24 protein-coding genes are annotated in these 22,234 nt (G+C 64.5%); 15 read left to right on the top strand and 9 right to left on the bottom strand.

Translation table 11 applies throughout. The features are described 5' to 3' along the window. Nucleotides 1-7: 7 nt before the first annotated feature. From I6L39_RS05665 to I6L39_RS05680, 4 genes are all read right to left on the bottom strand, one after another. Nucleotides 8-979: a LysR substrate-binding domain-containing protein gene (locus I6L39_RS05665; RefSeq protein WP_216991268.1), complete on the bottom strand. Its 972-nt coding sequence runs from the start codon at nucleotides 977-979 to the stop codon at nucleotides 8-10. 154 nt (nucleotides 980-1,133) lie between these two features. Next, nucleotides 1,134-1,862 (bottom strand): glutamine amidotransferase, encoded by a 729-nt coding sequence (locus I6L39_RS05670; protein WP_216991269.1) that lies wholly within the window; start codon nucleotides 1,860-1,862, stop codon nucleotides 1,134-1,136. Between the two features lie 83 nt (nucleotides 1,863-1,945). Then, on the bottom strand, nucleotides 1,946-3,442 hold the full coding sequence (locus I6L39_RS05675) for a CoA-acylating methylmalonate-semialdehyde dehydrogenase (protein WP_209794857.1): 1,497 nt from the start codon (nucleotides 3,440-3,442) through the stop codon (nucleotides 1,946-1,948). Nucleotides 3,443-3,536: 94 nt separating this feature from the next. Beyond that, nucleotides 3,537-4,865 carry an aspartate aminotransferase family protein gene (locus tag I6L39_RS05680; RefSeq protein ID WP_216991270.1) on the bottom strand — a complete coding sequence of 443 codons (1,329 nt, stop codon included), beginning with the start codon at nucleotides 4,863-4,865 and terminating at the stop codon, nucleotides 3,537-3,539. Between the two features lie 171 nt (nucleotides 4,866-5,036). Between I6L39_RS05680 and I6L39_RS05685 the strand changes: the two genes are divergently transcribed. The 6 genes from I6L39_RS05685 (at nucleotide 5,037) to I6L39_RS05710 (ending at nucleotide 10,141) form a co-directional block, all read left to right on the top strand. Next, nucleotides 5,037-5,579, top strand: a complete 543-nt coding sequence (locus tag I6L39_RS05685) for a cupin domain-containing protein (RefSeq protein WP_010672493.1) — start codon at nucleotides 5,037-5,039, stop codon at nucleotides 5,577-5,579. A gap of 184 nt (nucleotides 5,580-5,763) precedes the next feature. Further along, nucleotides 5,764-7,260, top strand: coding sequence for an aldehyde dehydrogenase (locus I6L39_RS05690; RefSeq protein WP_216991271.1), 1,497 nt, complete (start codon nucleotides 5,764-5,766; stop codon nucleotides 7,258-7,260). Between the two features lie 124 nt (nucleotides 7,261-7,384). Then, entirely contained in the window at nucleotides 7,385-7,558 is a 174-nt protein-coding gene (locus tag I6L39_RS05695; RefSeq protein ID WP_167335716.1) for a hypothetical protein, read from the top strand. A 122-nt stretch (nucleotides 7,559-7,680) separates the two neighbouring features. After that, the gene (gene rarD / locus I6L39_RS05700; RefSeq protein WP_216991272.1) at nucleotides 7,681-8,574 is read left to right on the top strand and encodes an EamA family transporter RarD; all 894 of its coding nucleotides are present in this window, start codon (nucleotides 7,681-7,683) and stop codon (nucleotides 8,572-8,574) included. Between the two features lie 40 nt (nucleotides 8,575-8,614). Further along, nucleotides 8,615-9,418, top strand: a complete 804-nt coding sequence (locus I6L39_RS05705) for an AraC family transcriptional regulator (protein WP_216991273.1) — start codon at nucleotides 8,615-8,617, stop codon at nucleotides 9,416-9,418. An 84-nt stretch (nucleotides 9,419-9,502) separates the two neighbouring features. Continuing rightward, on the top strand, nucleotides 9,503-10,141 hold the full coding sequence (locus tag I6L39_RS05710) for a LysE family translocator (RefSeq protein ID WP_216991274.1): 639 nt from the start codon (nucleotides 9,503-9,505) through the stop codon (nucleotides 10,139-10,141). Nucleotides 10,142-10,159: 18 nt separating this feature from the next. On the opposite strand, the gene I6L39_RS05715 is transcribed toward I6L39_RS05710, so the two are convergent. Then, a complete protein-coding gene (locus I6L39_RS05715; RefSeq protein ID WP_216991275.1) occupies nucleotides 10,160-10,780 on the bottom strand; it encodes a LysE family translocator in 621 nt (206 codons plus the stop codon). A gap of 99 nt (nucleotides 10,781-10,879) precedes the next feature. Here I6L39_RS05715 and I6L39_RS05720 point away from each other — a divergent pair, with 99 nt between their 5' ends. Next, on the top strand, nucleotides 10,880-11,776 hold the full coding sequence (locus tag I6L39_RS05720) for a LysR family transcriptional regulator (RefSeq protein ID WP_209794851.1): 897 nt from the start codon (nucleotides 10,880-10,882) through the stop codon (nucleotides 11,774-11,776). 4 nt (nucleotides 11,777-11,780) lie between these two features. Here I6L39_RS05720 and I6L39_RS05725 read toward each other — a convergent pair whose 3' ends face one another. Further along, nucleotides 11,781-12,449, bottom strand: a complete 669-nt coding sequence (locus I6L39_RS05725; RefSeq protein ID WP_216991276.1) for a chromophore lyase CpcT/CpeT — start codon at nucleotides 12,447-12,449, stop codon at nucleotides 11,781-11,783. Nucleotides 12,450-12,652: 203 nt separating this feature from the next. Here I6L39_RS05725 and I6L39_RS05730 point away from each other — a divergent pair, with 203 nt between their 5' ends. Further along, nucleotides 12,653-13,309, top strand: a complete 657-nt coding sequence (locus I6L39_RS05730; protein ID WP_216991277.1) for a hypothetical protein — start codon at nucleotides 12,653-12,655, stop codon at nucleotides 13,307-13,309. Nucleotides 13,310-13,401: 92 nt separating this feature from the next. Further along, nucleotides 13,402-13,851 (top strand): SRPBCC family protein, encoded by a 450-nt coding sequence (locus I6L39_RS05735; protein ID WP_216991278.1) that lies wholly within the window; start codon nucleotides 13,402-13,404, stop codon nucleotides 13,849-13,851. Nucleotides 13,852-13,937: 86 nt separating this feature from the next. Here I6L39_RS05735 and I6L39_RS05740 read toward each other — a convergent pair whose 3' ends face one another. Further along, nucleotides 13,938-14,438, bottom strand: coding sequence for a DUF1993 domain-containing protein (locus I6L39_RS05740; RefSeq protein WP_216991279.1), 501 nt, complete (start codon nucleotides 14,436-14,438; stop codon nucleotides 13,938-13,940). 271 nt (nucleotides 14,439-14,709) lie between these two features. Between I6L39_RS05740 and ydfZ the strand changes: the two genes are divergently transcribed. The 3 genes from ydfZ (at nucleotide 14,710) to fabF (ending at nucleotide 16,897) form a co-directional block, all read left to right on the top strand. Continuing rightward, entirely contained in the window at nucleotides 14,710-14,907 is a 198-nt protein-coding gene (gene ydfZ / locus I6L39_RS05745) for a putative selenium delivery protein YdfZ (RefSeq protein ID WP_209794847.1), read from the top strand. Nucleotides 14,908-15,095: 188 nt separating this feature from the next. After that, the gene (locus tag I6L39_RS05750; RefSeq protein WP_209794846.1) at nucleotides 15,096-15,623 is read left to right on the top strand and encodes a helix-turn-helix domain-containing protein; all 528 of its coding nucleotides are present in this window, start codon (nucleotides 15,096-15,098) and stop codon (nucleotides 15,621-15,623) included. After that, nucleotides 15,620-16,897: a beta-ketoacyl-ACP synthase II gene (gene fabF, locus I6L39_RS05755; RefSeq protein ID WP_042075850.1), complete on the top strand. Its 1,278-nt coding sequence runs from the start codon at nucleotides 15,620-15,622 to the stop codon at nucleotides 16,895-16,897. The genes I6L39_RS05750 and fabF overlap by 4 nt, the downstream gene beginning before the upstream one ends. A 251-nt stretch (nucleotides 16,898-17,148) precedes the next feature. On the opposite strand, the gene I6L39_RS05760 is transcribed toward fabF, so the two are convergent. Then, nucleotides 17,149-18,519 (bottom strand): DUF4397 domain-containing protein, encoded by a 1,371-nt coding sequence (locus I6L39_RS05760; protein WP_216991280.1) that lies wholly within the window; start codon nucleotides 18,517-18,519, stop codon nucleotides 17,149-17,151. Between the two features lie 295 nt (nucleotides 18,520-18,814). Here I6L39_RS05760 and I6L39_RS05765 point away from each other — a divergent pair, with 295 nt between their 5' ends. The 3 genes from I6L39_RS05765 (at nucleotide 18,815) to I6L39_RS05775 (ending at nucleotide 21,352) form a co-directional block, all read left to right on the top strand. Further along, nucleotides 18,815-19,600 carry a hypothetical protein gene (locus I6L39_RS05765; protein ID WP_216991281.1) on the top strand — a complete coding sequence of 262 codons (786 nt, stop codon included), beginning with the start codon at nucleotides 18,815-18,817 and terminating at the stop codon, nucleotides 19,598-19,600. Between the two features lie 148 nt (nucleotides 19,601-19,748). Continuing rightward, nucleotides 19,749-20,642, top strand: a complete 894-nt coding sequence (locus I6L39_RS05770; RefSeq protein WP_216991282.1) for a LysR family transcriptional regulator — start codon at nucleotides 19,749-19,751, stop codon at nucleotides 20,640-20,642. Between the two features lie 179 nt (nucleotides 20,643-20,821). Further along, nucleotides 20,822-21,352, top strand: coding sequence for a transposase (locus I6L39_RS05775; protein WP_216991283.1), 531 nt, complete (start codon nucleotides 20,822-20,824; stop codon nucleotides 21,350-21,352). 257 nt (nucleotides 21,353-21,609) lie between these two features. Here the strand turns inward: I6L39_RS05775 and I6L39_RS05780 are convergent, their stop codons facing one another. Next, the gene (locus tag I6L39_RS05780) at nucleotides 21,610-22,122 is read right to left on the bottom strand and encodes a hypothetical protein (protein ID WP_216991284.1); all 513 of its coding nucleotides are present in this window, start codon (nucleotides 22,120-22,122) and stop codon (nucleotides 21,610-21,612) included. Between the last annotated feature and the right edge of the window lie 112 nt (nucleotides 22,123-22,234).

Below are 22,234 nucleotides of genomic sequence, written 5' to 3' on the forward strand. Positions count from 1 at the left end.
AGCGGGATCAGTAGACGGGCAGCTCCACCCCGGCCAGCAGCTCGTCGATGCGCGCCTGGGTCGGCTGCTGCATCACGTTCTGGATCATCTCCTTGGTGAGGTGGGGGGAGAAGGAGCTGATGAAGTCATACATGTAGTTCTGCAGGAGGATGCTCTTGCTGAAGCAGATCTGGGCCGGGCAGGGCTCGAACAGGTGCTCCAGGTTGATGGCCACGAGGCCGGGGGCATCGTGATCGTTGGCCACCAGCGACGAGATGATGCCGATGCCGAAGCCCAGTTCCACGTAGCGCTTGATGACGCCGGCATCCATCACCGTCATGTAGTAGTTGGGGGTGAGCCTGGCGGCCTGGAACACCCTGTCCTGCACCTGGCGCCCGGTGGCGCCGCTCTCGTAGCTCAGGATGGGGTACTGGCAGAGTTGCTCCAGGGTCGGCTTCTTCACCTTGGCCAGGGGGTGATCCTGGGGCACCACCAGGGAGAGGGTCCAGAGGTAGGCGGGCAGCGCGATCAGCTCCTTGTCGAAGCCTATCTCGTGGGCCACGATGGAAAAATCCGAGTATCCCTTGCTGATCTGCTCCTTGGTGGCCGACATCACGGGATGCAGGTGGAACGAGATCTTGGGGTACTTCTTGGTGAAGTAGGTGACGCTTTTCGGCAGCAGGTAGCGCGCTATGGTGTGGGTGGTGTGGATGTTGAGGGTCCCCACGGTCGGATCCAGGTACTCCCGGGAGATGGCCTTGATCTTGCTCTCGATGTTGAGCATGGCCTCGGCACACTTGATGATCTCTTCCCCCACCGGGGTGATGCGGTGCAGGTGCTTGCCGCGGCGCTCAAAGATGCGCACCCCCAGCTCGCTCTCCAGCAAGCCGATCTGCTTGCTCACCCCAGGCTGACTGGTATAGAGCGCATCGGAGGCGACGGAGACGTTGAGATTGTGGTCCCGCACCGCGATCAGATACTTCAACTGCTGTAGTTTCAAGGTTGCACCCTCACAGGCTGGCGCGGCTGTCGTGCATGGACAAGGCCGCCAAAGATGGCGGCCAGTGTATCATCCGAGCTGGGCATATCGCCGCTTGATCCTTCATTTTGCTACAAAATCTAGCATCAGCGCAGTGGATATGACAAACGGGAGCTCAGCCTTGTGCGGCCCCGACCGGCAGTATGCCGAGGAACTGCAGCAGCCACTGCATCATGGTGGCGGAGTCCACCTCCCCCTCCAGGGAGGAGAGGCTGCTCTGGTAGTGCGCATCGGGCAATCTATCCCGTCGCCGCTCGATCAGGGCCCGGTTGTACTCCACCGAAAACTCAGGGTGGCCCTGGATGGCGACGATGTGATCCCCCTGCAGGAACATGAAGTTGGGGCAGAAGTCGTTGCCCGCCAGCAGGGTCGCCCCCGGCGGCAGCTGCTCCACCTGATCCTGGTGGCTTGCCAGGATCCGGATGGTGTCCAGCCCGGGTGCCATCCAGGGTTTCGTCGTCTGCATGGCATTGACCGACACCCCCAGCCCCCACCCCTTGGTGGACTTCATCACCTCCCCTCCCAGGGCCTGGGCGATCACCTGGTGGCCGAAGCAGACCCCGGCCAGCTTGACATTGGCGTCGTGGGCCCGGCGGATCCAGTCGCGCAGCGCCACTATCCAGGGGATGTCGCTGTAGGCATCGTGGCGCGAGCCGGTGATGAGCCAGGCATCGCATTCGGTCAGATCCGGGGGCAGATCGCCGTCGAGGGCGGACCAGACCCGGAATTCCAGCTCGGGGGCCAGCGCCCGGAAACCCTTGATAAACATCTCGGAGTAAACGGGACCAAAATCCCCCACCAAATCGGGGTCCAGCCGGTCACAATCGAGAATACCCAGTCGCATCTGTTACTCCTTGACAGAAGCGCCCCCGCAGACCGGCGGCCTGCGGGGGCAAGAGAATAAGGCCATGGCAGCGAGCCGGCGGCTCACTTCATGGTCGGCATGGAGAACTCGGCGCCGGCGCGCAGGCTCTGGGGCCAGCGGGCGGTCACCGTCTTCATCCGGGTGTAGAAACGCACCCCGTCCGGCCCGTGCATGTTGAGCGGCCCGAAGATGGACCGCTTCCAGCCACCGAAGCTGTGAAACGCCATGGGCACCGGAATGGGTACGTTCACCCCTACCATACCGACCTGAACCCGCGTGGTGAAGTCCCTTGCGGTATCGCCGTCACCGGTGAAGATGGCGGTGCCGTTGCCGTACTCGTGTTCGTTGATGAGCTTGAGCGCCGTCTCGTAGTCCGGCGCCCGCACGATGGCGAGCACGGGGCCGAAGATCTCCTCCCGGTAGATGCGCATCTCGGGGCCGACCCGATCGAACAGGCTGCCTCCGATAAAGTAGCCTTCCCCATGGCTGACACCGCGACCATCCACCACCAGCTCGGCCCCCTCGGCCACCCCCTGATCCACGTAGCCGCGCACCTTGGCCAGGTGCTCCCGGCTGATGAGGGGCCCCATCTCGTTCTCCGGACTCTGGCCCAGGCCGGGCCCGACCCGCAGGGCCGCCACCAGGGGCGAGAGTTTCGCGACCAGGGCATCGGCGGTCGCGTCCCCCACCACCACGGCCACCGAGATCGCCATGCAGCGCTCGCCCGCCGCACCATAGGCGGCCCCCATCAGGGCGGAAACCGCCTGATCCAGATTGGCATCCGGCATCACCACCATGTGGTTCTTGGCGCCGCCCAGGGCCTGCACCCGCTTGCCGTGGGCCGAGGCGGTGGCATAGATGTACTGGGCGATGGGGGTGGAGCCGACAAACGACACGGCGCCGACCCGGGGGTCGGTCAACAGCACGTCCACCACCTCCTTGTCGCCGTTGACCACATTGAGCACTCCGTCCGGCAGGCCGGCCTGCTTGAGCAGTTCGGCCATGCGCAGGGAGAGGGACGGATCCTTCTCGGAGGGCTTGAGGATGAAGGTGTTGCCGCAGGCCAGGGCCACCGGGAACATCCAGAGCGGCACCATGGCCGGGAAGTTGAACGGCGTGATGCCGGCGCAGACCCCCACCGGCTGCATCATGGAGTGGCTGTCGACCCCGCGGCCCACGTTGAGGGAGTGCTCCCCCTTGAGCAGATGGGGAATGCCGCAGGCAAACTCCACCACCTCCAGCCCCCGGGTTAGCTCCCCCTGGGCATCGGAGAAGACCTTGCCGTGCTCGCGGCTGATGAGCTGGGCCAATTCGTCCCTGTGCTGCTCCATCAGCTCCTTGAAGCGAAACAGCACCCGGGCCCGCACCAGGGGCGGGGTCTGGGACCAGTCAGCAAAGGCGCGCTCGGCGCTGGCAATCGCCTCGGCACACTCATCGGCGGTGCTGAGAACGACGGAGCCCTGCTGCTGTCCGGTGGCCGGATTGAAGATGGCGCCGAAACGCTCGCTGCGACTCTCGGTCGTCTCGCCGTCGATGAAGTTGTCGATCCTGTAACTCATAAATCCTCCGTGATGGGTCATCCGTCCTCGCCGCGCCGGGGGCGGCACAGGGAGATGGCGCCCGGGACGAGCGCCATCCTGTGTGATAAAGGGGTCAGTCCTGGGCCTGCAGGGCGTCCTGCAGCAGGGTGAAGAGATCATCGATCTGGCTGCGCTCTATGATGAGGGGGGGCGACAGGGCGATGATGTCGCCGGTCACCCGGATCAGGGCCCCCTTCTCGAAACAGCGCACGAACACCTCGTAGGCCCGCTTGCCCGGTGCATCGGGCATGGATTCGAGTTCGATGCCCGCCACCAGGCCGTAGTTGCGCACATCCTTCACGTGCTTGCAGCCCTTGAGGGAATGGGCAGCCTCCTCCCAGTAGCCCGCCAGATCGGCGGCCCGGGTCAGCAGGTTTTCGCTGCGGTAGATCTCCAGGGTCGCCAGACCCGCCGCCGCCGCCACCGGGTGACCCGAGTAGGTGTAGCCGTGGAACAGCTCGATGGCCCCCTTGCCCGCCGCCATCATGTCGTCATAGATATGGTTCTGCACCAGCACGGCCCCCATGGGGATGGCGCCGTTGGTGAGCCCCTTGGCACAGGTGATCATGTCGGGGATGACGTCGAACTCCTGGGCGGCGAAGGGGGAGCCGAGGCGGCCGAAACCGGTGATCACTTCGTCGAAGATCAGCAGGATGCCGTGCCTGGTGCAGATCTCCCGCAGCCGCTTGAGGTAGCCCTTGGGGGGCATGATGACGCCTGTGCTGCCGGCGATGGGCTCGACGATGACCGCCGCGATGTTGCTGGCGTCGTGCAGGAAGACGATCTTCTCCAGTTCATCGGCCAGGGTGAGGTCTTCTGCTGGCAATCCCTTGGTGAACGCATTTTTCCCTATGTTGAGGGTGTGGGGCAGATGATCCACCCCGGTCAGCAGGGAGCCGAACCACTTGCGGTTGCCGGGAATGCCTCCCACCGAGATGCCGCCAAAGCCGACCCCGTGGTAGCCGCGCTCGCGCCCGATGAGCCGGGTGCGGGTGCCCTGGCCCCGCGCCCGCTGCCAGGCCAGGGCGATCTTGAGCGCGGTGTCGACGGACTCCGAACCGGAGTTGGTATAGAAGACGTGGCCGAAGCCCTTGGGGGCGATCTCCACCAGCCGGTTGGCCAGCTCGAACGGCAGGGGGTGGCCCATCTGGAAGGTGGGGGCAAAGTCGAGGTGGGAGATCTGCTGGGAGACCGCCTCGGCAATCTCGCGCCGACCATGGCCCGCGTTGCAACACCAGAGTCCGGCAGTGCCATCCAGTATCTTGCGGCCATCCTCTGAGTGATAATACATCCCCTCTGCCGACTTCAGGATGCGCGGCGCCGCCTTGAACTGCTGGTTGGCGGTGAACGGCATCCAGAATGCGGACATGTCGGGGGTATTGATGTCGCTGACAGGTTTCATGGTCACCTCATCCTTAAGGCGTTTAGTAATACCCGGCTCATGCCTATTAAATTAAACACCTGAATCCATAAAAACGGGCTTTTATCGCCCGGCTTGGTGTCACCCCTCAGGGGTGGTATAAGATATTTAACACAATTTTAATAATAGTAAACAGTCAAGGAGTGTCTATCGATGGATATCGGTCACCGCCTCAAGGCGGTTCGCACCAAGGCGGCCCTCTCCCAGCGCGAGCTGGCAAAACGCTCCGGTGTGACCAACGGCTTTATCTCCCAGATCGAGAAAAATCAGGTGAGCCCCTCGGTGGCCTCCCTGCGCAAGGTGCTGGAAGGCATCCCCATGTCCCTGGCCAGCTTCTTCACCGACGAGACGGAGATGGATTCCGAGGTGATCTTCCGTGCGGACGACATGCCGGATCTCGGCACCCACCCCATCAGCTACCGCCTGGTGGGCCACAGCCGCGCCAACCGCGCCATCGGCATGATGCAGGAGATACTGCCCCCGGGGGCCGACACCGGCGACGACATGCTGAGTCACGAGGGGGAAGAGTGCGGCATCGTCATCCGGGGTCAGGTGGAGGTCACCGTGGGCGAGCAGGTTCACCTGCTGGCACCGGGGGACGGCTACTACTTCGACAGCCGCACCCCCCACCGTTTTCGCAACGTGGGGGATCAGGAGTGCGTGCTGATCTCCGCCAACACCCCCGCCAGCTTCTGACACTCGGCGGACCAGGGGATTATGCCAACCCCGACTTGGGCGCCCCGGCCAGTTTCCGGGAGCCGCCGAGGCGATCAGAGGGGCAAGGTGTTTAATGAATTGTTACAAGATGGATTTACAACCGGCAGGATGTTTAGCATATTGATACGCGGAGACTGACTTTTTGCCGGTTCAAGGAGTGAACATGAGTGACCTGACCCTGGCCCAGTGGCAACACAAGGCCGCCCATCTGACCCTGCCCTCGCAAGCCTTTATCGACGGCAGCTACCGGGACGCCGTCAACGGCGCCACCTTCGACTGCATCAACCCGGCCAACGGCAAGCTGCTGACCCGGGTCGCCTCCTGCGACGCCGCCGACGCCGAGCTGGCGGTGCAAGCCGCCCGCGCCGCCTTCGACGACAAGCGCTGGTGCGGCCTCTCCCCCAAGCAGCGCAAGCTCATCATGCAGCGCTTCGCCGAGCTGATGCGGCTCAGCCAGGTGGAGCTGGCACTGCTGGAGTCCCTGGACATGGGCAAGCCCATCGGCGACGCCATGGGCTATGACGCCCCCGCCGCGGCCAACTGCATCGCCTGGAACGCCGAGGCCATCGACAAGATCTACGATCAGGTCGCCCCGGTGGAGGAGTCCGCCCTGGCCCTGGTGACCCGCGAGCCCCTCGGCGTCGTGGCCGCCATCGTCCCCTGGAACTTCCCCCTGGTGATGGCCTGCTGGAAGCTGGGTCCGGCGCTCGCCACCGGCAACTCGGTGATCCTCAAGCCCTCCGAGAAGTCCCCTCTCACCGCCCTGCGCATCGCGGGTCTGGCGAAGGAGGCGGGTATCCCGGACGGCGTCTTCAACGTGCTGCCGGGCTTCGGCCATACGGTGGGCGAGGCGCTCGCCATGCACATGGACGTGGACTGCATCACCTTCACCGGCTCCACCCGCATCGGCAAGCACCTGGTACAGTGCTCCGGGAAATCCAATCTGAAACGCGCCTTTATGGAGTGCGGCGGCAAGAGCCCCAACATCATACTGGCGGACGCGCCGGATCTGGATTCCGCCGCCAGAAGCGCCGTCGGCGCCATCTTCTACAACCAGGGGGAAGTGTGCACCGCCGCCTCCCGCCTGCTGGTGCAGAACAGCATCAAGCCCCAGTTCATGGAGCGGCTGCTGGCCCACGCCCGCGAATGGATCTCGTCCAACCCCCTCGATCCCGCCACCCGCATCGGCGCCATGGTGGACAGCATCCAGATGGAGCAGGTGCTGAACTACATCACCATAGGCCAGCAGGAGGGGGCCAGGCTGCTGCTGGGGGGCAAGCGCACCCAGATCGAGAGCGGCGGCTACTACATCGAGCCCACCATCTTTGACGAGGTGACGCCCCAGATGCGGATCTTCCGCGAGGAGATCTTCGGCCCCGTGCTGGCGGTGACCGGCTTCGACACCCTGGACGAGGCCATCGCCCTTGGCAACGACACCGACTACGGTCTGGCCGCCGCGATCTGGACGGCGGATCTCAACAAGGCGGTCAAGGGCTCCCGCGCCCTGCGCGCCGGCACCGTCTTCGTCAACAACTGGGACGGGGGCGACATGACCATGCCGTTCGGCGGCTTCAAGCAGTCCGGCAACGGCCGCGACAAGTCCCTGCACGCCCTGGAGAAGTATACCGAGCTGAAAAGCACCTGGATCCAGCTCGATTAGCATCGAATATGACGAGATCCGGCGACAAAGGGGGAGAAATCCCCCTTTTTCATTTTTACCCTTTCATCGCGGGCCCTAATCGATATAATCATCAAATAGCAAGCCGTTCAATTTAAAGATAAAAATGCTGTTTTTTCTGGGAAGTGTACTGTTTCTGGTGGTGGGACTGCCGCTCCTGTTCTTCGTGCTGGGTCAGGGGGAAGCCTATGTGACCTGGGGGCCCTGGATCTCCGCCATCGCCCTGATGCTGTGGCTGTTGATGGACGTGGACAAGATCCGCCGCGGGGGCGGTCGCTGACCCTGTTTCTGCTGTCAAAATCCCCTCAGACCCATTTATTGACTTCTTTCCCCCCAAAAGGATGGCTACACTGCACTTTTGCGATGTTTCCTTACATCCGCTCTCCAGTGAAGGTTATCCGCATGCAACAACAGATCCAGCGCCAGGGCGTCCTCTATGCCCTCGGCGCCTATACCCTTTGGGGCCTGGCTCCCATCTACTTCAAGACGCTCTCCGCCGTGCCGGCCGCCGAGATCCTGACCCACCGCATGATCTGGTCCTGCGCCCTGCTGATGGTGCTGGTCCTGCTCGGCCGCCAGTGGCACAAGGTGCAGGCGGTGCTGCGCCAGCCGAGGGTGCTGCTCACCCTGGCCTTCACCTCGGTCACCGTCGGCGGCAACTGGCTGCTGTTCATCTGGGCCATCAACAACGGCCACATGCTGGATGCGAGCCTGGGCTACTACATCAACCCCCTGTTCAACGTGCTGCTCGGCATGCTGTTCCTGAGCGAGCAGCTGCGTCGGTTGCAGTGGTGGGCGGTCGGGCTCGCCGTCATCGGGGTCGCCATCCAGCTCATCGCCTTCGGCTCCCTGCCCTGGATAGCCCTGGTGCTGGCCTCGAGCTTCGCCATCTATGGCCTCATTCGCAAGAAGCTGGCCCTGGACGCGCTGACCGGCCTGCTCATCGAGACCCTGATCATGCTGCCGCCGGCCGCCTTCTATCTGTGGGGCATCGCCGACAGCCCCACCAGCCACCTCACGCAAAACGACTGGCACCTGAACCTGCTGCTCGTCGCCGCCGGTGCCGTCACCACGGCGCCCCTGCTCTGCTTCACCGCGGCGGCCACCCGGCTCAAGCTCTCCACCCTGGGCTTCTTCCAGTACATAGGCCCCAGCCTGATGTTCATCCTGGCGGTGACTCTGTACGGGGAGGAGCTGGCGCTGGACAAGATGATCACCTTCGGCTGCATCTGGAGCGCCCTGGTGCTGTTCAGCCTGGACGGGCTGCGCAACGGCAGGCAGAAGCCGGCGCAATAATCTACAAGCCAGGGATCGGGTTTTGGGGTATCAATAGGCCATGAGCGCACCCCAATCCCGCATCCACTACTGGCAATCCCGGCTGCTGCCGGGGGTCGAACTCTCCCACTCCCACCACAGGGAGTTCAGCTACGGCCGCCACGTGCACCTGGACTACCACATCGGTCTGGTGCAGCGGGGCGGCCAGAAGTTCATCCACAAGGGCAACAGCCACCACCTGGTGCGCGGCGAGCTCTCCACCGTCAACCCGGACGAGATGCACGACGGCCTCAGCCTGCTGCCGGAAGGGTACGAGGTGCGGGTCTTCGCCATCGCGCCGGAGCAGCTGGCCCGCTGGCTGCCGGAGCACCCGGAGCCCTTCTTCGACAAGGGGTTGCAGAGTCGCCCCGACCTCTATCAGGGCTTTGCCCGGCTGCACATGTATCTGGATCAACCAAAGCCGGACGGCCTGCTGGCGGAGAGCCAGCTGCTCGCCCTGCTCGGCGAGCTGTTTCGGCTCGCCCCCGAGTGCCACGCCCTGGCGGATCCCCAGCTCAGATACCTGCGCGACCATCTGCTGGCCCGGCTGGACGAGCGCCACAGCCTGGAGGATCTCGCCGCCCTGTTCGGGCTGGATCGCTTCGCCTTCCTGCGCCAGTTCAAGAAGAAGACCGGCATGACCCCCTACGCCTGGCTCAAGCGACTGCGTCTGGAACAGGGCAAGCGCCTGCTCGGTGGCGGCCTGCCGGTGAGCGAGGTGGCGCTGACGGTCGGCTTCTTCGATCAGAGCCACTTCCACCACGGTTTTCGCCAGGCCTTCGGGCTCACCCCGGCGGAGTATCGCCAGCAGATGCAGCCGACCTGAGGAGTCACGCCTGCAATCTTTTACAATCCGGCGACCCCCGTCCTGCCCCATGCTGTCACCTCCATACCGCTATCCGAGGTCTTTATGTTTACCAGCCTGTTTCTGACCCTGGGGCTCGTCCATCTCGTCGCCCTGGCGAGCCCGGGCCCGGATTTCGCGCTCATCCTGCGCACCAGCCTGCATCGCCCCACCGCCCTCGGGGCGGCGCTCGGCATCGCGCTCGCCATCCTGCTCCACGCCACCCTGAGCCTGACCGGCATCAGCCTGTTGATCGCAAGCCAGCCCTGGCTGTTCCTCGCGGTGAAACTGGTGGGGGCCCTCTATCTGGGGTGGCTCGGCTGGGGGGCGCTGAAGGCGGCCTGGCAGGGAGCGGGAGATCTGGCGCTGCAGGCAGGCAACGAGCGGCAGGGTTGGCGCAAGGGGGTGAGACGGGGGCTGGCCACCAATCTGCTCAACCCCAAGGCATTGCTGTTCTTCATGGGACTGCTGGCCGCCATGGTGACGCCTCAGGTAGACGGCCTGACCCGGGGCCTGCTGATCCTGGAGCTGTTCCTGCTCTCCCTCCTCTGGTTCGGCGCCCTGGCCTGGAGCCTCTCCACCGCCCGGGCCCAGCGCCTGCTCGGCCGCATCCAGCGCCCCCTCAACCTGATCACCGGCCTCTTGTTCGGCGCGGTCAGCCTCTCCATCCTCCTCGACCTGCAGACGCACTGGCCCGGGGCCTGACCGGCTCGGGCAGGCCGTTCATCCCCACAGCTGCAGCAACAGCAGCAGGGAAAAGCCGATAAACATCAGTGCCGACACCCGGTTGATCCCCCTGGCGAAGCGCTGACCAAAGCCCTGCGCCCCCACCCAGCGAAACACCAGGCAGTAGCCGCCGTGCACCACCAGCACCACGGCGCTGAAGGTGAGCGCCAGCAACAGGCACTGCCCCGACGCCCCCTGGCGAAAGTCGATGAACTGGGGAAACAGGCTGGTGAAGAAGATGATGGCCTTGGGGTTAAGCAGGCTGATGAGCGCCCCCTTGAGGAAGCTGCGCCGGCAATCCCGCTCCGAGACGGCCCCCATCACCGGGCTCGTCGCCCGCTGGCGCCAGGCGCTCACCCCGAGATAGAAGAGGTAACAGGCACCCCCCAGGGTGAGGATCTGCTGGCCCATGGCCAGCCAGCGGGTAAACCAGATCACCACCAGTGAGGCCATGGCCGCCACCAGCAATATGCCCGTCGCCACGCCGCAGAACCCGGCGATGGCATGGCGGCTGCCCCGGGTCAGGGTGTTGCCTATGGTGTAGATCACCGCGGGGCCGGGGGTGAGCACGGTCCCGATGGCAAGCAGCAGGTAGAGGGCATAATAATCGGGGCTCATCGGGAGACTCCAGTGTCGAACGGCTGCCATCCAGTATATTGACAGCCGTTTCTCCTGCCAGACATAGTGGCGACGGGCTTTATAAACCAGGAGTTTGGAATGGATCGCCTCACCGCCATCGAGATCTTCGTCGACGTCGCCCGGGCAGGCAGCTTCAGCGCCGTGGCGGAACGCTTCGAGATGACGCCGGCCATGATAGGCAAGTACATCAAGTGGCTGGAGGCCAGGGTCGGCTCCCGCCTGCTGAACCGCAATACCCGCAGCCAGAGCCTGACCGAGGCGGGTCGGGAGTACCTCGCCGGCTGTCAGAGCCTGTTGCAGCACTACCGGGAGCTGGAGCAGAACACCCAGGCCCACACAGGTCAGGCGACGGGCAAGATCCGCATCAGCGCGCCCTATACCTTCGGCACCTACCGGCTGACCCCCTTGCTGTGCCGCTTCATGGCGCACTACCCGCAGATCCGCATCGAGCTGGACCTCTCGGACCTGCTGGTCGACGTGACGGGGGACGGCTTCGACCTCGTCTTCCGGGTCGGCGCCCCCAAGGATGCCGCCTTCATCGCCAGGCCCATGGCGACGTCGGTCCCGGTGTTCTGCGCCTCACCCCGCTACCTGCAGCGGCACGGCACCCCGCGGGAGCTGGCGGATCTGGCCCGGCACCACTGCCTGGGCTTCACCCCCTGGCTGAGCCAGTCGAACCTCGCCGGCGAGTTTCCCCTCGACCAGCTGCACCTGTGGGACAGCCCCTTCGTCAGCAACCATGGCGGCGCCCTCAAGATGGCCGCCCTGCACCATGCGGGCATAGTGCTGCAACCGCGCGCCCTGCTGAGGGAGGAGCTGGCCAGCGGCGCCCTGGTGGAGATCCTCTCCCACGCCCTGCCCGCCCCGCGCCCGGTCAACCTGCTCTATCCGGCCCGGGAGCCCATGCCGCTGCGCCTGCGGCTGCTCATCGACTATCTCTGCGAGCATCGCCGCGAGCTGGATCTCCCCGCCTGAGTCGCTACTCCCCGCGCCGGGTGCCCTTGCGCAGATAGACATAACCCTCCCCCGGGCTGCCCCAGCGCTGGCGGGCGCCGTTGTCATAGGCCCTGTCCAGCAGCCTGACGCTGTCCGGCCCGATCCAGAGGTACTGCACCAGGGTGGTGGCGCCGCCAAAGTCGGTGGCACAGTGACCGACCTGGGTGTGCCCCCTGTAGTCTCCCCCCGGCTGGTGGGTCAGCCAGATCTCGCACCCCTCGCGCAGGGAGAGCTGCTGCGGGGTGAGGGAATCGAGCAGCTCGGGCTGGCGCCAGGCGCCGGCGAAATCCGTGGCCCTCGGCATGGTCAGCTCCGCCATCAGGATGCGGCCATCGGGCAGCGGGGAGAAACGGTAGATGCGCTGGCGAAACGGCCGCAGCGCCCGCTCTGTCAGAAACTGCTCCGCATAGACCCAGCGAAAGGGTCCCTCTCCCGGCCAGATCTCCACCAGCCGCAGCTCGGCGCTGGTGAAGCGGGCATCAAAGGTGGCCTGCTCCTGACTGGAGAACTCCCCGGTAAACCAGGAGAGCAGCGGCTCCATCCTGGCCTGAGTGGTGGGGGAACTGGCCGGGGTGGCCACGAAGGGGACGGGCGCCGCCCAGATCAGGCCGGCGTAAAACAGCCCCAGCAGGGCCGCCATCAGCTGTGTCATCGAATCCTTCCGAGTCGCTTGCATGGCGGCGATTATATGAGCGAACGGCGACAATAACCTCTATCTTGATCAACTCCTCGCCAATCCCCCCGGAAAATCATCCTGTTAGCGAAGGAGTCAGACGCGAGGGACGCGCCGGGCTGCCTTGACCCGGCCAGGAGGCCGACCCATGCTCATGATCTCACGGACATGGAGGTCCCCCTATGAGCCAGTCCCGTTTTTCCCCCCTCGATCCCATCTCGCGCTATTCCGAGATCCTGTTCGGCCTGCTGATGGTGCTGACCTTCACCGGCGGCTTCAATGCATTCGAAGCGGGCCGGGCCGAGGTGAGGGATCTGCTGATCGCCGGCATCGGCTGCAACCTCGCCTGGGGCATGATCGATGCCATCGTCTACCTCATCACCACCCTGACCGAGCGCGGCCGCGCCCTGCGACTGCTGCAACGGCTCAACCTGCTGCCGTCGGGGGACCGCAGGGGGATCGCGGCGCTGCGTAATGCCCTGCCCGGCCCGCTTGCGGCGATTTGCCGCGACGACGAGCTCGGCGACTGGCAGACACGCCTGCGCCAACGCCCCGAGCTGAGCCAGGGCGCCATCTTCCGCTGGAACGATCTGCTCAACAGCCTGGGGGTCTTCCTCATGGTGTTCCTCTCCACCTTTCCCGTGCTGCTGCCCTTCATCTTCCTGGCGGATCCGGTGCCGGCCCTGCGCCTCTCCCACGCCATCGCCCTCGTCATGCTGATGGGAATAGGGTATGGCCTGGCCCGCCATGCCGGTTCGCCGCGCCCTTGGCTTATCGGCGTGCTCTTCGCCACGGCCGGCGTCGCCATCGTGCTGGTCACCATAGCCCTGGGGGGCTGAGGGAGCCCTCCTCCCCCACCTTGGCATAGGCCGCCACCAACCCAGGCGGCGGCGACTATCCTTGCTCCGGAACCACAGAGAAGGAATCCATCATGAGCACAGGCACTGTCACACTGCATCGCGTCCTCAAGGCCCCGCCAGAGCGGGTCTATCGCGCCTTTATCGACGGGGACGCCCTCGCCAAGTGGCTGCCGCCCCACGGCTTCACCTGCAAGGTGGCGCATCTGGAGGCCAGGGTCGGCGGCAGCTTTCGCATGGCGTTCTCGAACTTCGCCACCGGCCACAGCCACGCCTTCGGCGGCGAGTACCTGGCACTGGAGCCGGGCAAACGCATCCGCTACACGGATCGCTTCGACGACCCCAATCTGCCGGGGGAGATGAGGGTCACCATCACCCTGACCGAGGTGGTGTGCGGCACCAGCCTGGAGATAGAGCAGGCCGGGATCCCCGAGCTCATCCCGGTGGCCATGTGCTACCTCGGCTGGCAGGAGTCCCTGGTGCAGCTCGCCGCCCTGGTGGAGCCCGAGATCCCGAACGAATGACCCGGCGCCATCCCGGGGTTGCCGGACCCGCAAAAAGCAAAGAGCCTGCCGGATGGCAGGCTCTTTTCATGTGCAATGCCCAGCACTCATTGCAGGTTCAGGCCGCCCAGATAGTCCCGCTTGCCCAGATCCACCCCGGCCTGGCGCAGCAGGGCATAGGTCATGGTCAGATGGAAGTAGAAGTTCGGAATGCCGTACTCGTGGACGCAGGTGTGACCGTCCATCCCCTTGCCACCGGCCCAGTAGGGGTAGTAGTGGCCGCTCGCATACCGGCTGAAGTCGGCGTCCAGCTTGCCCTCCAGATAGACGATGGTCTTGGCCACGTGGGCGCGCAGGTCCGCCATGGTCTTGGGATCGTCCCCGAGCACCGGCGGCTCGCTCAGGCTGGCGGTGGCCACCACGGCGCGGGCGCTGTCACAGCAGATCAGCACCTGCTTGGAAAACGGCAGCATGTCGACGATGAGGCGCTCGCCGAGGAAGTTCTCCACGTTGAATTTCTTCGCCTCGGCGTGGGCCTCGGCCTTGGCGAGGCAATGGTCCAGGTTGGTCAGCATCTTGATAAACTGGGCGGCAATATCACGGTTCATAACAGGCTCTCGGTTGGTTGAAGGCAGAAATGCGAGCGGCCTCCACTATAGCGCATCCGCCTTCCGGTTCGAGCCCGGGGCAACACAAAGCGGCCACGGGCTGCGACAGGGAGTGGCAGGCGACGCGCTCCCGGGGCGCCCCGGTTCAGGCCCTCCCGGCCCCCTCTGCGATTTTTTTGATCTGTGACAGGCATCCCGTTTTTTGATGGGCGTAGTCTGGAGCCCGCTGTCCCGGCACGGGCCGGGACCCACACCCGAAAAGGAGAATGCCATGAAGATCTACGATCGAAACCGCAATGTGCTGACCCTGGGCCAGCGCGTCATGATCGCCGCCACCGGCGCCGTCGACGTCCTGAAGGAGGCCCACACCGACAACCTGACCCCCTATGAGGCGGAGCACGAGAAGTGCGTGCTGCTGGCCAACTCCCGAGAGCGCTACGCCCCCATCGAGTTGATTAGACTAGGCTGATCCCGTTTTACGTCACCCTACTCTTTACAATTCACCCGGCCGCCGCGCCCCGTCGGTGGCCGGGTTTCTGACTCCCAGCTTTTCCTATCCCCAAGATGTCGTCCGCCACCGGATGACACGAGTCACTTGCATAATGGAAGTAATGGCCGTAAGGTTACTTCCATTATGCAAGTAACCTGATGACCCATATGCGCAAGAAGAGTCTGAGTGAACAGCAGTGCCCCATCGCCCGCAGCCTGGATCACGTCGGCGAATGGTGGAGTCTGCTGATTATCCGCGATGCCATGCATGGCCTGTCGCGCTTCGATGAATTTCAAAAGAGCCTTGGCATCTCCCCCAACATACTGACCCGGCGCCTGAGCGCCCTGGTCGAGGGGGGCCTGATGGAGAAGCGGCTCTACTCCGAGCGCCCCCCTCGTTATCAATATGCGCTCACCCCCCGCGGCCAGGATCTCAGCACAGTGCTGATCGCGCTGCTCACCTGGGGCAACAACCACCTGGCGCCCGAGGGGACCAGCATCCAGCTGAGGGATGCCCAGACGGGCGAGCTGGTCGAGCCCCTGCTGGTGGACAGGCGCACCGGTCAGGAGATTTCACCCTCGCGCCACAGATTGGTGCCGGGACCGGCCGCCAGCGACGGCATGAAGCAGCGTCTGTGCCATGCCAATGGCGTGATGAGCGGCAACCCCCCTTCGAAACAGGAATCAGAATCATGACCTCAACTCGCATCGTAGTGACAGGAATGGGCGCGGTGACCCCGCTTGGATCTGGGGTGGAAACCGTGTGGCAACGGCTGCTGGCGGGCCAGTCCGGCTTGCGCCGCCTGCCGGAGGCCTTCACCGAAGGGCTGGCGGCCAAGGTGGGCGCCATGGTGCCCTCCCTGGCCGAGGATCCCCTGGCCGGGTTTGACCCCGATGCCGTGGTGTCGACCAAGGAGCAGAAGAAGATGGATCGCTTCATCCTGTTTGCCATTGCCGCGGCCAAGGAGGCCCTGTCGCAAGCCAACTGGGCCCCCGCGACGGCGGCTGAGCAGGAACGCACCGCCACCATCATCGCCTCTGGCATCGGCGGTTTCCCCGCCATCGTCGAGGCCGTGCGCACCACGGATGAGCGGGGCCCACGCCGCTTGTCCCCCTTCACCATCCCCTCGTTCCTGGTCAACATGGCGGCGGGCCATGTCTCCATCAACTTCGGCTTCAAGGGGCCGCTCGGGGCACCGGTCACGGCCTGCGCCGCCGGGGTGCAGGCCATTGGTGACGCCGCCCGGCTCATTCGCTGCGGTGAGGCCGACATCGCCATCTGTGGCGGGGCCGAGGCCACCATAGATCGCGTCAGTCTCGGCGGGTTTGCCGCCGCTCGCGCCCTGTCATCCGCCTATGCCGATGACCCCGAGGCGGCCTCCCGCCCGTTCGATGTCGACCGCGACGGCTTTGTTATGGGCGAAGGGGCAGGGATCCTGGTGATTGAGTCCCTGGAGCACGCCCTGGCCAGGGGCGCCACCCCCATAGTGGAGCTGGTGGGATACGGCACCAGCGCCGACGCCTATCACCTCACCGCCGGCCCGGAGGATGGCGACGGCGCACGCCGCGCCATGATGGCGGCCCTGGCGCAGGCCGGCATTCAGGGGGCGGATGTCCAGCACCTCAATGCCCATGCCACCTCGACCCCGGTGGGTGACAGGGGGGAGCTCGCCGCCATCAAGGGCGTGTTTGGCGACAACCACCAGATTGCGGTGACCTCCACCAAGTCCGCCACCGGCCATCTGCTGGGGGCCGCCGGAGGCATAGAGGCCATCTTCACCGCCCTGGCCATTCGCGATCAGCGGGTGCCTGCCACCCGCAACCTGCAGCAACCCGACCCCCTCGCCGACGGCGTGGACATAGTGCGGGGCGCGGCCCGTGACATGCGGATAGAGCACGCCATCTCCAACGGCTTCGGCTTTGGCGGCGTGAATGCCAGCGTGCTGTTCAAGCGCTGGCAGGGGGCCTGATCTCGCCGGCGACTGGGCAGCTTGCCGTTGACTGAGCTGTCGGCGAACGCCTCGCCGACACCCTTCATCTTGGGATGCATCTTGGGACACCCAGCTTTTTGTGCTCGACCGCCAACCGCGGCGACACGCACAACAAGAGGGATGTCCCAGTTTTCCTGCCCGATTCGTTCAAGATTTCCCGCCATCAAAAAACCCAAACTGATGCCATCAGTTTGGGTTTCACTATGGGTCTTTTGGCCAGCGGCGGAGCATCAGTTGCTGCCGACGTCCTCCAGGATCAGCAGCGCAGGATCCACGCCGCCGACACTGTCAGACAGGGCCGCCGCGGTCAGCACCTGGCCATCGGCCAGGGTGACCGGCAGGGGGCCAATGACCGGCGCCTTGTTGCCCGATGCCGTGACGGTGACAAAGTAGTCTCCGGCGGCGACGGCAAGATAACCGCTGTCTGCCTTGAAGGGCACGGCCTTGAGCACCGGAGTCGCGCCGCCGATGTCCGTCCCCGCGGTCAGGTAGACGTCCACCGCCGGGGCCGTGGGGGCCGCATGAAGTACCCTAAGCTGCGCCTCTGTCGCCACCGAACGACCGGTATCGGTCAGCAACAGCGGCTCTATGGTCTCGCCGGATGGCCCCATCAACTGGCCCACGGCAAACAGGGAGTAGCGGGCGCCCGCCTTGAGCGGCACGTCGCTGGCGTTGATCACCTCGGGCGCAGTCGCGCCGGTCGGCGTCACCACAAGGTCATAGTCGGCGGCGGCCAGCTCCAGATACCCGGTATCCCCCTTGAAGGCCAATCCTTGCAGCGGAGCCGCGGTCGGGGCCACGCCATTCACCCGGATGTCGACTGCAGGGGCATCGGCAACCGCATGAACCACCCTCAGCTGAGCCTGCTCATCGGCAGACAGGATGGGGGTGGCACCAGCACTGTCGATGGCGAGCAGCTTGACCGGGCTTGGCCCTGCCCCCAGGTTGTCGATCGCCGCGATCAGCAGGTCGCTACCGCCGTCGAGGGTCAGCGGGCCCGAGTCATACACCGCGGCCGCGCTCCCCGGCAGGGTCAGCCGGATCTGGTATGCACCCGCGGGCAGGGTCAGGGGGTCGCTATGGGTCTTGAAGGGGATATTGGCCAGCGTCGGGCTGGTCAGCGCGGCCCCGGGAGCTGTGACATGGACGTCGACGGCGGGGGCAGTCGGCGCGGCATGCAGCACCTGCACGCGAATATCCCCGCCCGAGGGCGCCTGGTTCGGCCGCTCAATCACCAGAGGGCCAAAGGCAGTATCCCCGCTCCCCGCCAGCTTGCCGACCGCCAGCACGTCGTACTGGGTGTCCGGTTTCAACTCGAGCGACACCGGGCCTATGACGGTCGTCGTACCGCCCGGCAGTATGCCGTCTACCGCGAGCTCGTGACTGCCTGCCGCAATCGGCTTGAGCCCGCTGCTCGAGCAATAGTCAACGGCCGTCAGGAATGCAGCCCCATCGACACTGACATTCACCTTGGGGGCATCGGGGGCGAGGTGGCTGATCCTGATGGCGGCATTGGGCGGACTGCTGTCATTGTCACTGCCTCCGCACGCAGCCAGACCCAGTATCATTGCGAGTGCGGCACAACGTTGAATCCATTTCATCTGGTCATTCTCCATTGATTGGTCCCCACAGGCATATGCATCTCCCTAATGACTGGATCATCATCCTTTGTACTTTATTCGCCCAGCCCGTGACGCAGCCTGGACGGCCAGGAGCGGCTCACCCGCCCTGCCCCCGTCACGTCGGCAGAGAGCGCCTCGTTCAGATAGCGGGTGTGCCCGCACCATGTCCCCTGCTATTGATTACTGTCAGTGAATTTTCATATCAGCCGAGCGCCATTTCAGTGAACACCTCACCGCCCTAGACTGCTTCTCGAACCTTAACGAGGAGTCTTGTATGAAACTCACCCATCTCGCGTTGCTGGCCGGCCCCCTCGCCTCGGCCCTCTCTTTCAACACCTTCGCCGGTGATCTGGTCTCGGTGCAGTTCAGCGATGGCCGTCCCGCCGTCAGCGGGGTCGAGGCGGTCAACAAAGCGCTCAACCCCATAGGCGTCAACGTGGTCACCGTCGACATCCCCGACGCCGCCAGGCCCCTGCTCGCCGCCTCCCACCGCCGCGCCCTGACCAAAGCGGAGCACGGCGCCCTGATTTCGGCCTTCAACCTGAGTCAGGGGGAGCTGCTGGAGCAGGCCAGGCTCGCAGGGCGCGAGCCCGCGGTGCAGGGGGGTGGCGTCGCCACCGAGGAGACCGGCGTCGGCCCCTACCCCAAGGTCTATGACCTGATGGCGCTGGACGAGCGCACCCGCAGCGCCGTGCTCGGCAAATATGGCCGCATGCACGTCAACTCCGCAGAGGACGGCACCGACATCGACGAGGTGATGACTGTGGTCAGCGGCGGCCCCTTCCGCTGGGGCTTTACCCTCAAAGACGGCAGCATCGCCCGCTTCCAGATAGACAAGGTGGGACTTGAGGACAAGGCCGTGCGAGTCAGCTATCACGGGCTGGGCATGCACGCCGGGTTGATGGATGCAAAACAGGGGCTGCTGGTGGCCTTCGCCCATGGCCCCGAGGCATTCACCATGCGCTACCAGGCCGAGGTGCCCCACGCCCAACTGCTCGGCACCAACCCCTGGGCCGATGTCGGCATCACCCTGCCCCCCGCCCCCGGCAAGGCGCAGTAAGCCGGTGCGTGCCATCTGGCGGCGGGGCCCTGGCCCTGCCGCCCTTGTTGCGCCTCTCTGTTACCTGGCGCCCGACGAGCCGGAGACGGTGAATTCACCGCGCCATGATGGCACCATCGTTTACCAGTGGTGAATTATCGGGGGCAGAATGAACAAGATCACGGCGCTGAACGTCTTTCGCCGGGTGGTGGAAATGGGCACCTTCAAGGCGGCGGCGGACGACCTGCGCCTCTCGCAGGCGGCGGTCAGCAAGAACATCAACGAGCTGGAAGCCTATCTCGGCATTGCGCTGATCAACCGCACCACAAGGCGGCTGAGCGTCACTGAAGCCGGCATGGCCTATTACGGCCAGATATGCGCCGTGCTGGACAGCCTGGAGGCCGCTGACCAGTCCATCATGGCCGCCTCCTTCACCCCCAGGGGCAGGCTGAGGATCGGCATGCCCATGTCCTTCGGGCTGATCCGCCTCAACCCCCTTGTCTGCGCGTTCCAGCGCCGCTACCCGGAAATCGGCATCGAGGTGATCCTGAGCGACACCTACATGGATCTGGTAGACCAGGGGCTGGACGTGGTGATCCGGGGGGCTGGCACCCTGGAGGACTCCACCCTGCGCGCCAAACCCCTGTGCGAGGTGCAGCGGGTGCTCTGCGCGGCCCCCGACTACCTGAAGGAGGTGGGCCAGCCCGCCCACCCGGCGGATCTCAAGGCCCACAACTGCCTGCGCTACAGCCTCTCCTCCTCCCCCAACAAGTGGTTCTTCACCCGGGACGCGGAGAGTGTGGCGGTGGAGCTGCCCCTCGCCAGCTTCTGCGCCAACAACGGCATCGCCCTGAAACAGGCGGCGGTGCAGGGGCTCGGGGTGATCCTGGTGCCGGATGAATTCGTGTCGGACGAACTGGCGGACGGCACCCTGGTCAGATTGCTCCCCGACTGGCTACCCGACCCCCACGCCCTGTTCGCCGTCTACCCCTTCCACAAGGAGCAGTCCCGCAACGTGCGGCTCTTTATCGAATTTATCGTCAAGGCGTTTCAGCCGAGGTAAGTCAGACAGGCGGGAGCTTGAGGCATTCACCAGTTGGAACCCGCCTGCATGTAGGTTCGATTAGCGAAGCGTAATCGGACGATCGCGTCATCGGACGTTCGCGGAATCGAACGTTCGAGTGATTGGGTATACAGCGGCAAGGCTATGCTTGGCTTTTCGGTCTCAACAAGGGAAAGAGGATGGCCAACTGGCGGCGGGCATGGTGGCCCGGAGGAACCTGGTTCTTTACCGTCAACCTGCTGGAGCGGCGCAACAACCGGTTGCTGGTGGAGCAGATCGACCTGCTGCGCCACAGCGTTGCCCAGGTGCAACAGGCTCACCCCTTCACCATCCACGCCTGGGTGGTGTTGCCCGACCATCTCCACTGCATTCTCTCTTTGCCGGAGGGAGACACCGATTTCCCCCTGCGTTGGCGGCTGATCAAAAGTCACTTTTCCCGCGCCTTGCCGGTCAACGAGCGGCGCAGCCAGACCCGGCTACGCCACGGGGAGCGGGGCATCTGGCAGCGCCACTACTGGGAACACCTGATCCGGGATGAGCAGGATTACCGCCGCCATATGGATTACGTCCATATCAACCCGCTCAAGCATGGTCATGTCACCCGGGTGGCCGACTGGCCGTATTCCACCTTCCATCGTTATGTGGCGAGTGGCGTCTATACGTTGGATTGGTGCGGATCGGTGGATGGGGTGTTGGGGGGATTGGAGTAAACCCCTAAAAGGGTTGTTCCGTTGTAAGCGTTCGATTACGCGAACGTCTTACGCGATCGTCCGATTACGCTTCGCTAATCGAACCTACGGCCCTTGTTCCAGACCGTCCAGAGTACGCTGGCAAGCATGCAACACCCTGGCGTAAAAGCGCATTCAAATCACTGACGGCCATGTTTGATATCAGACGGAGGGTGACCATTCCCCCTGCCAGCCCGTGCAGGTTCGATGAGCGAAGCGTCATCGAGCGCTCCCGTTGGTCACGGCTTGCCTGCAAGGTGGCTCATTTCTGACTGGGTGGCTGGTGCTGCCGCAAATAGCCGCTTGCCGAGATGGCGGGTCAGCAGCAGCGGCGCCAGCAGGGTGAGCAGCAACCAGTGGGTGTGGGGCAGGATAAAGGTCAGGATGATTTCGTGGGGCAGCCAGGTCGATGCGGTTGCCGTCATAAAGGCGATGTCATAGGTCTGCCACAACCAGAGCCCGGCAAAGAGCGGGAGCAACAGTGGGCGGGGCGTCAGCAGAAACAGCGGCCAGAAGAGTGTGCCCAGAAGGGTACCCAGCTTCAGCATGGGCAGAGCCAGCTCGGCAAAGGTATTTCCTTGATAGGAGCCGCCCCACACAAGGAATGCATTGTCTGTCAGTGTTGGCCACCAGGAAGCGTACTGGAACAGAGTGAACGAGAGGGCAAATAGCAGGCTGGTCAGCAGCGCCAGCGCCGTTTTTCGCAAAAACCAGCGCCCCAGGAGGCGAAGCCTTGGCATCCATTTAGACATTAATGACTCCCATCTGGTGACGGGGCAGTATGCCGTCACTAGCAGCCCCGTCAAAGCCGCATCTTGGGCCACCCACCTTTTTGTTGGCGACGGCACGGATCACCCACCAGAC

The organism is Aeromonas sp. FDAARGOS 1409 (assembly GCF_019048705.1).
Lineage (GTDB): Bacteria > Pseudomonadota > Gammaproteobacteria > Enterobacterales > Aeromonadaceae > Aeromonas > Aeromonas sanarellii.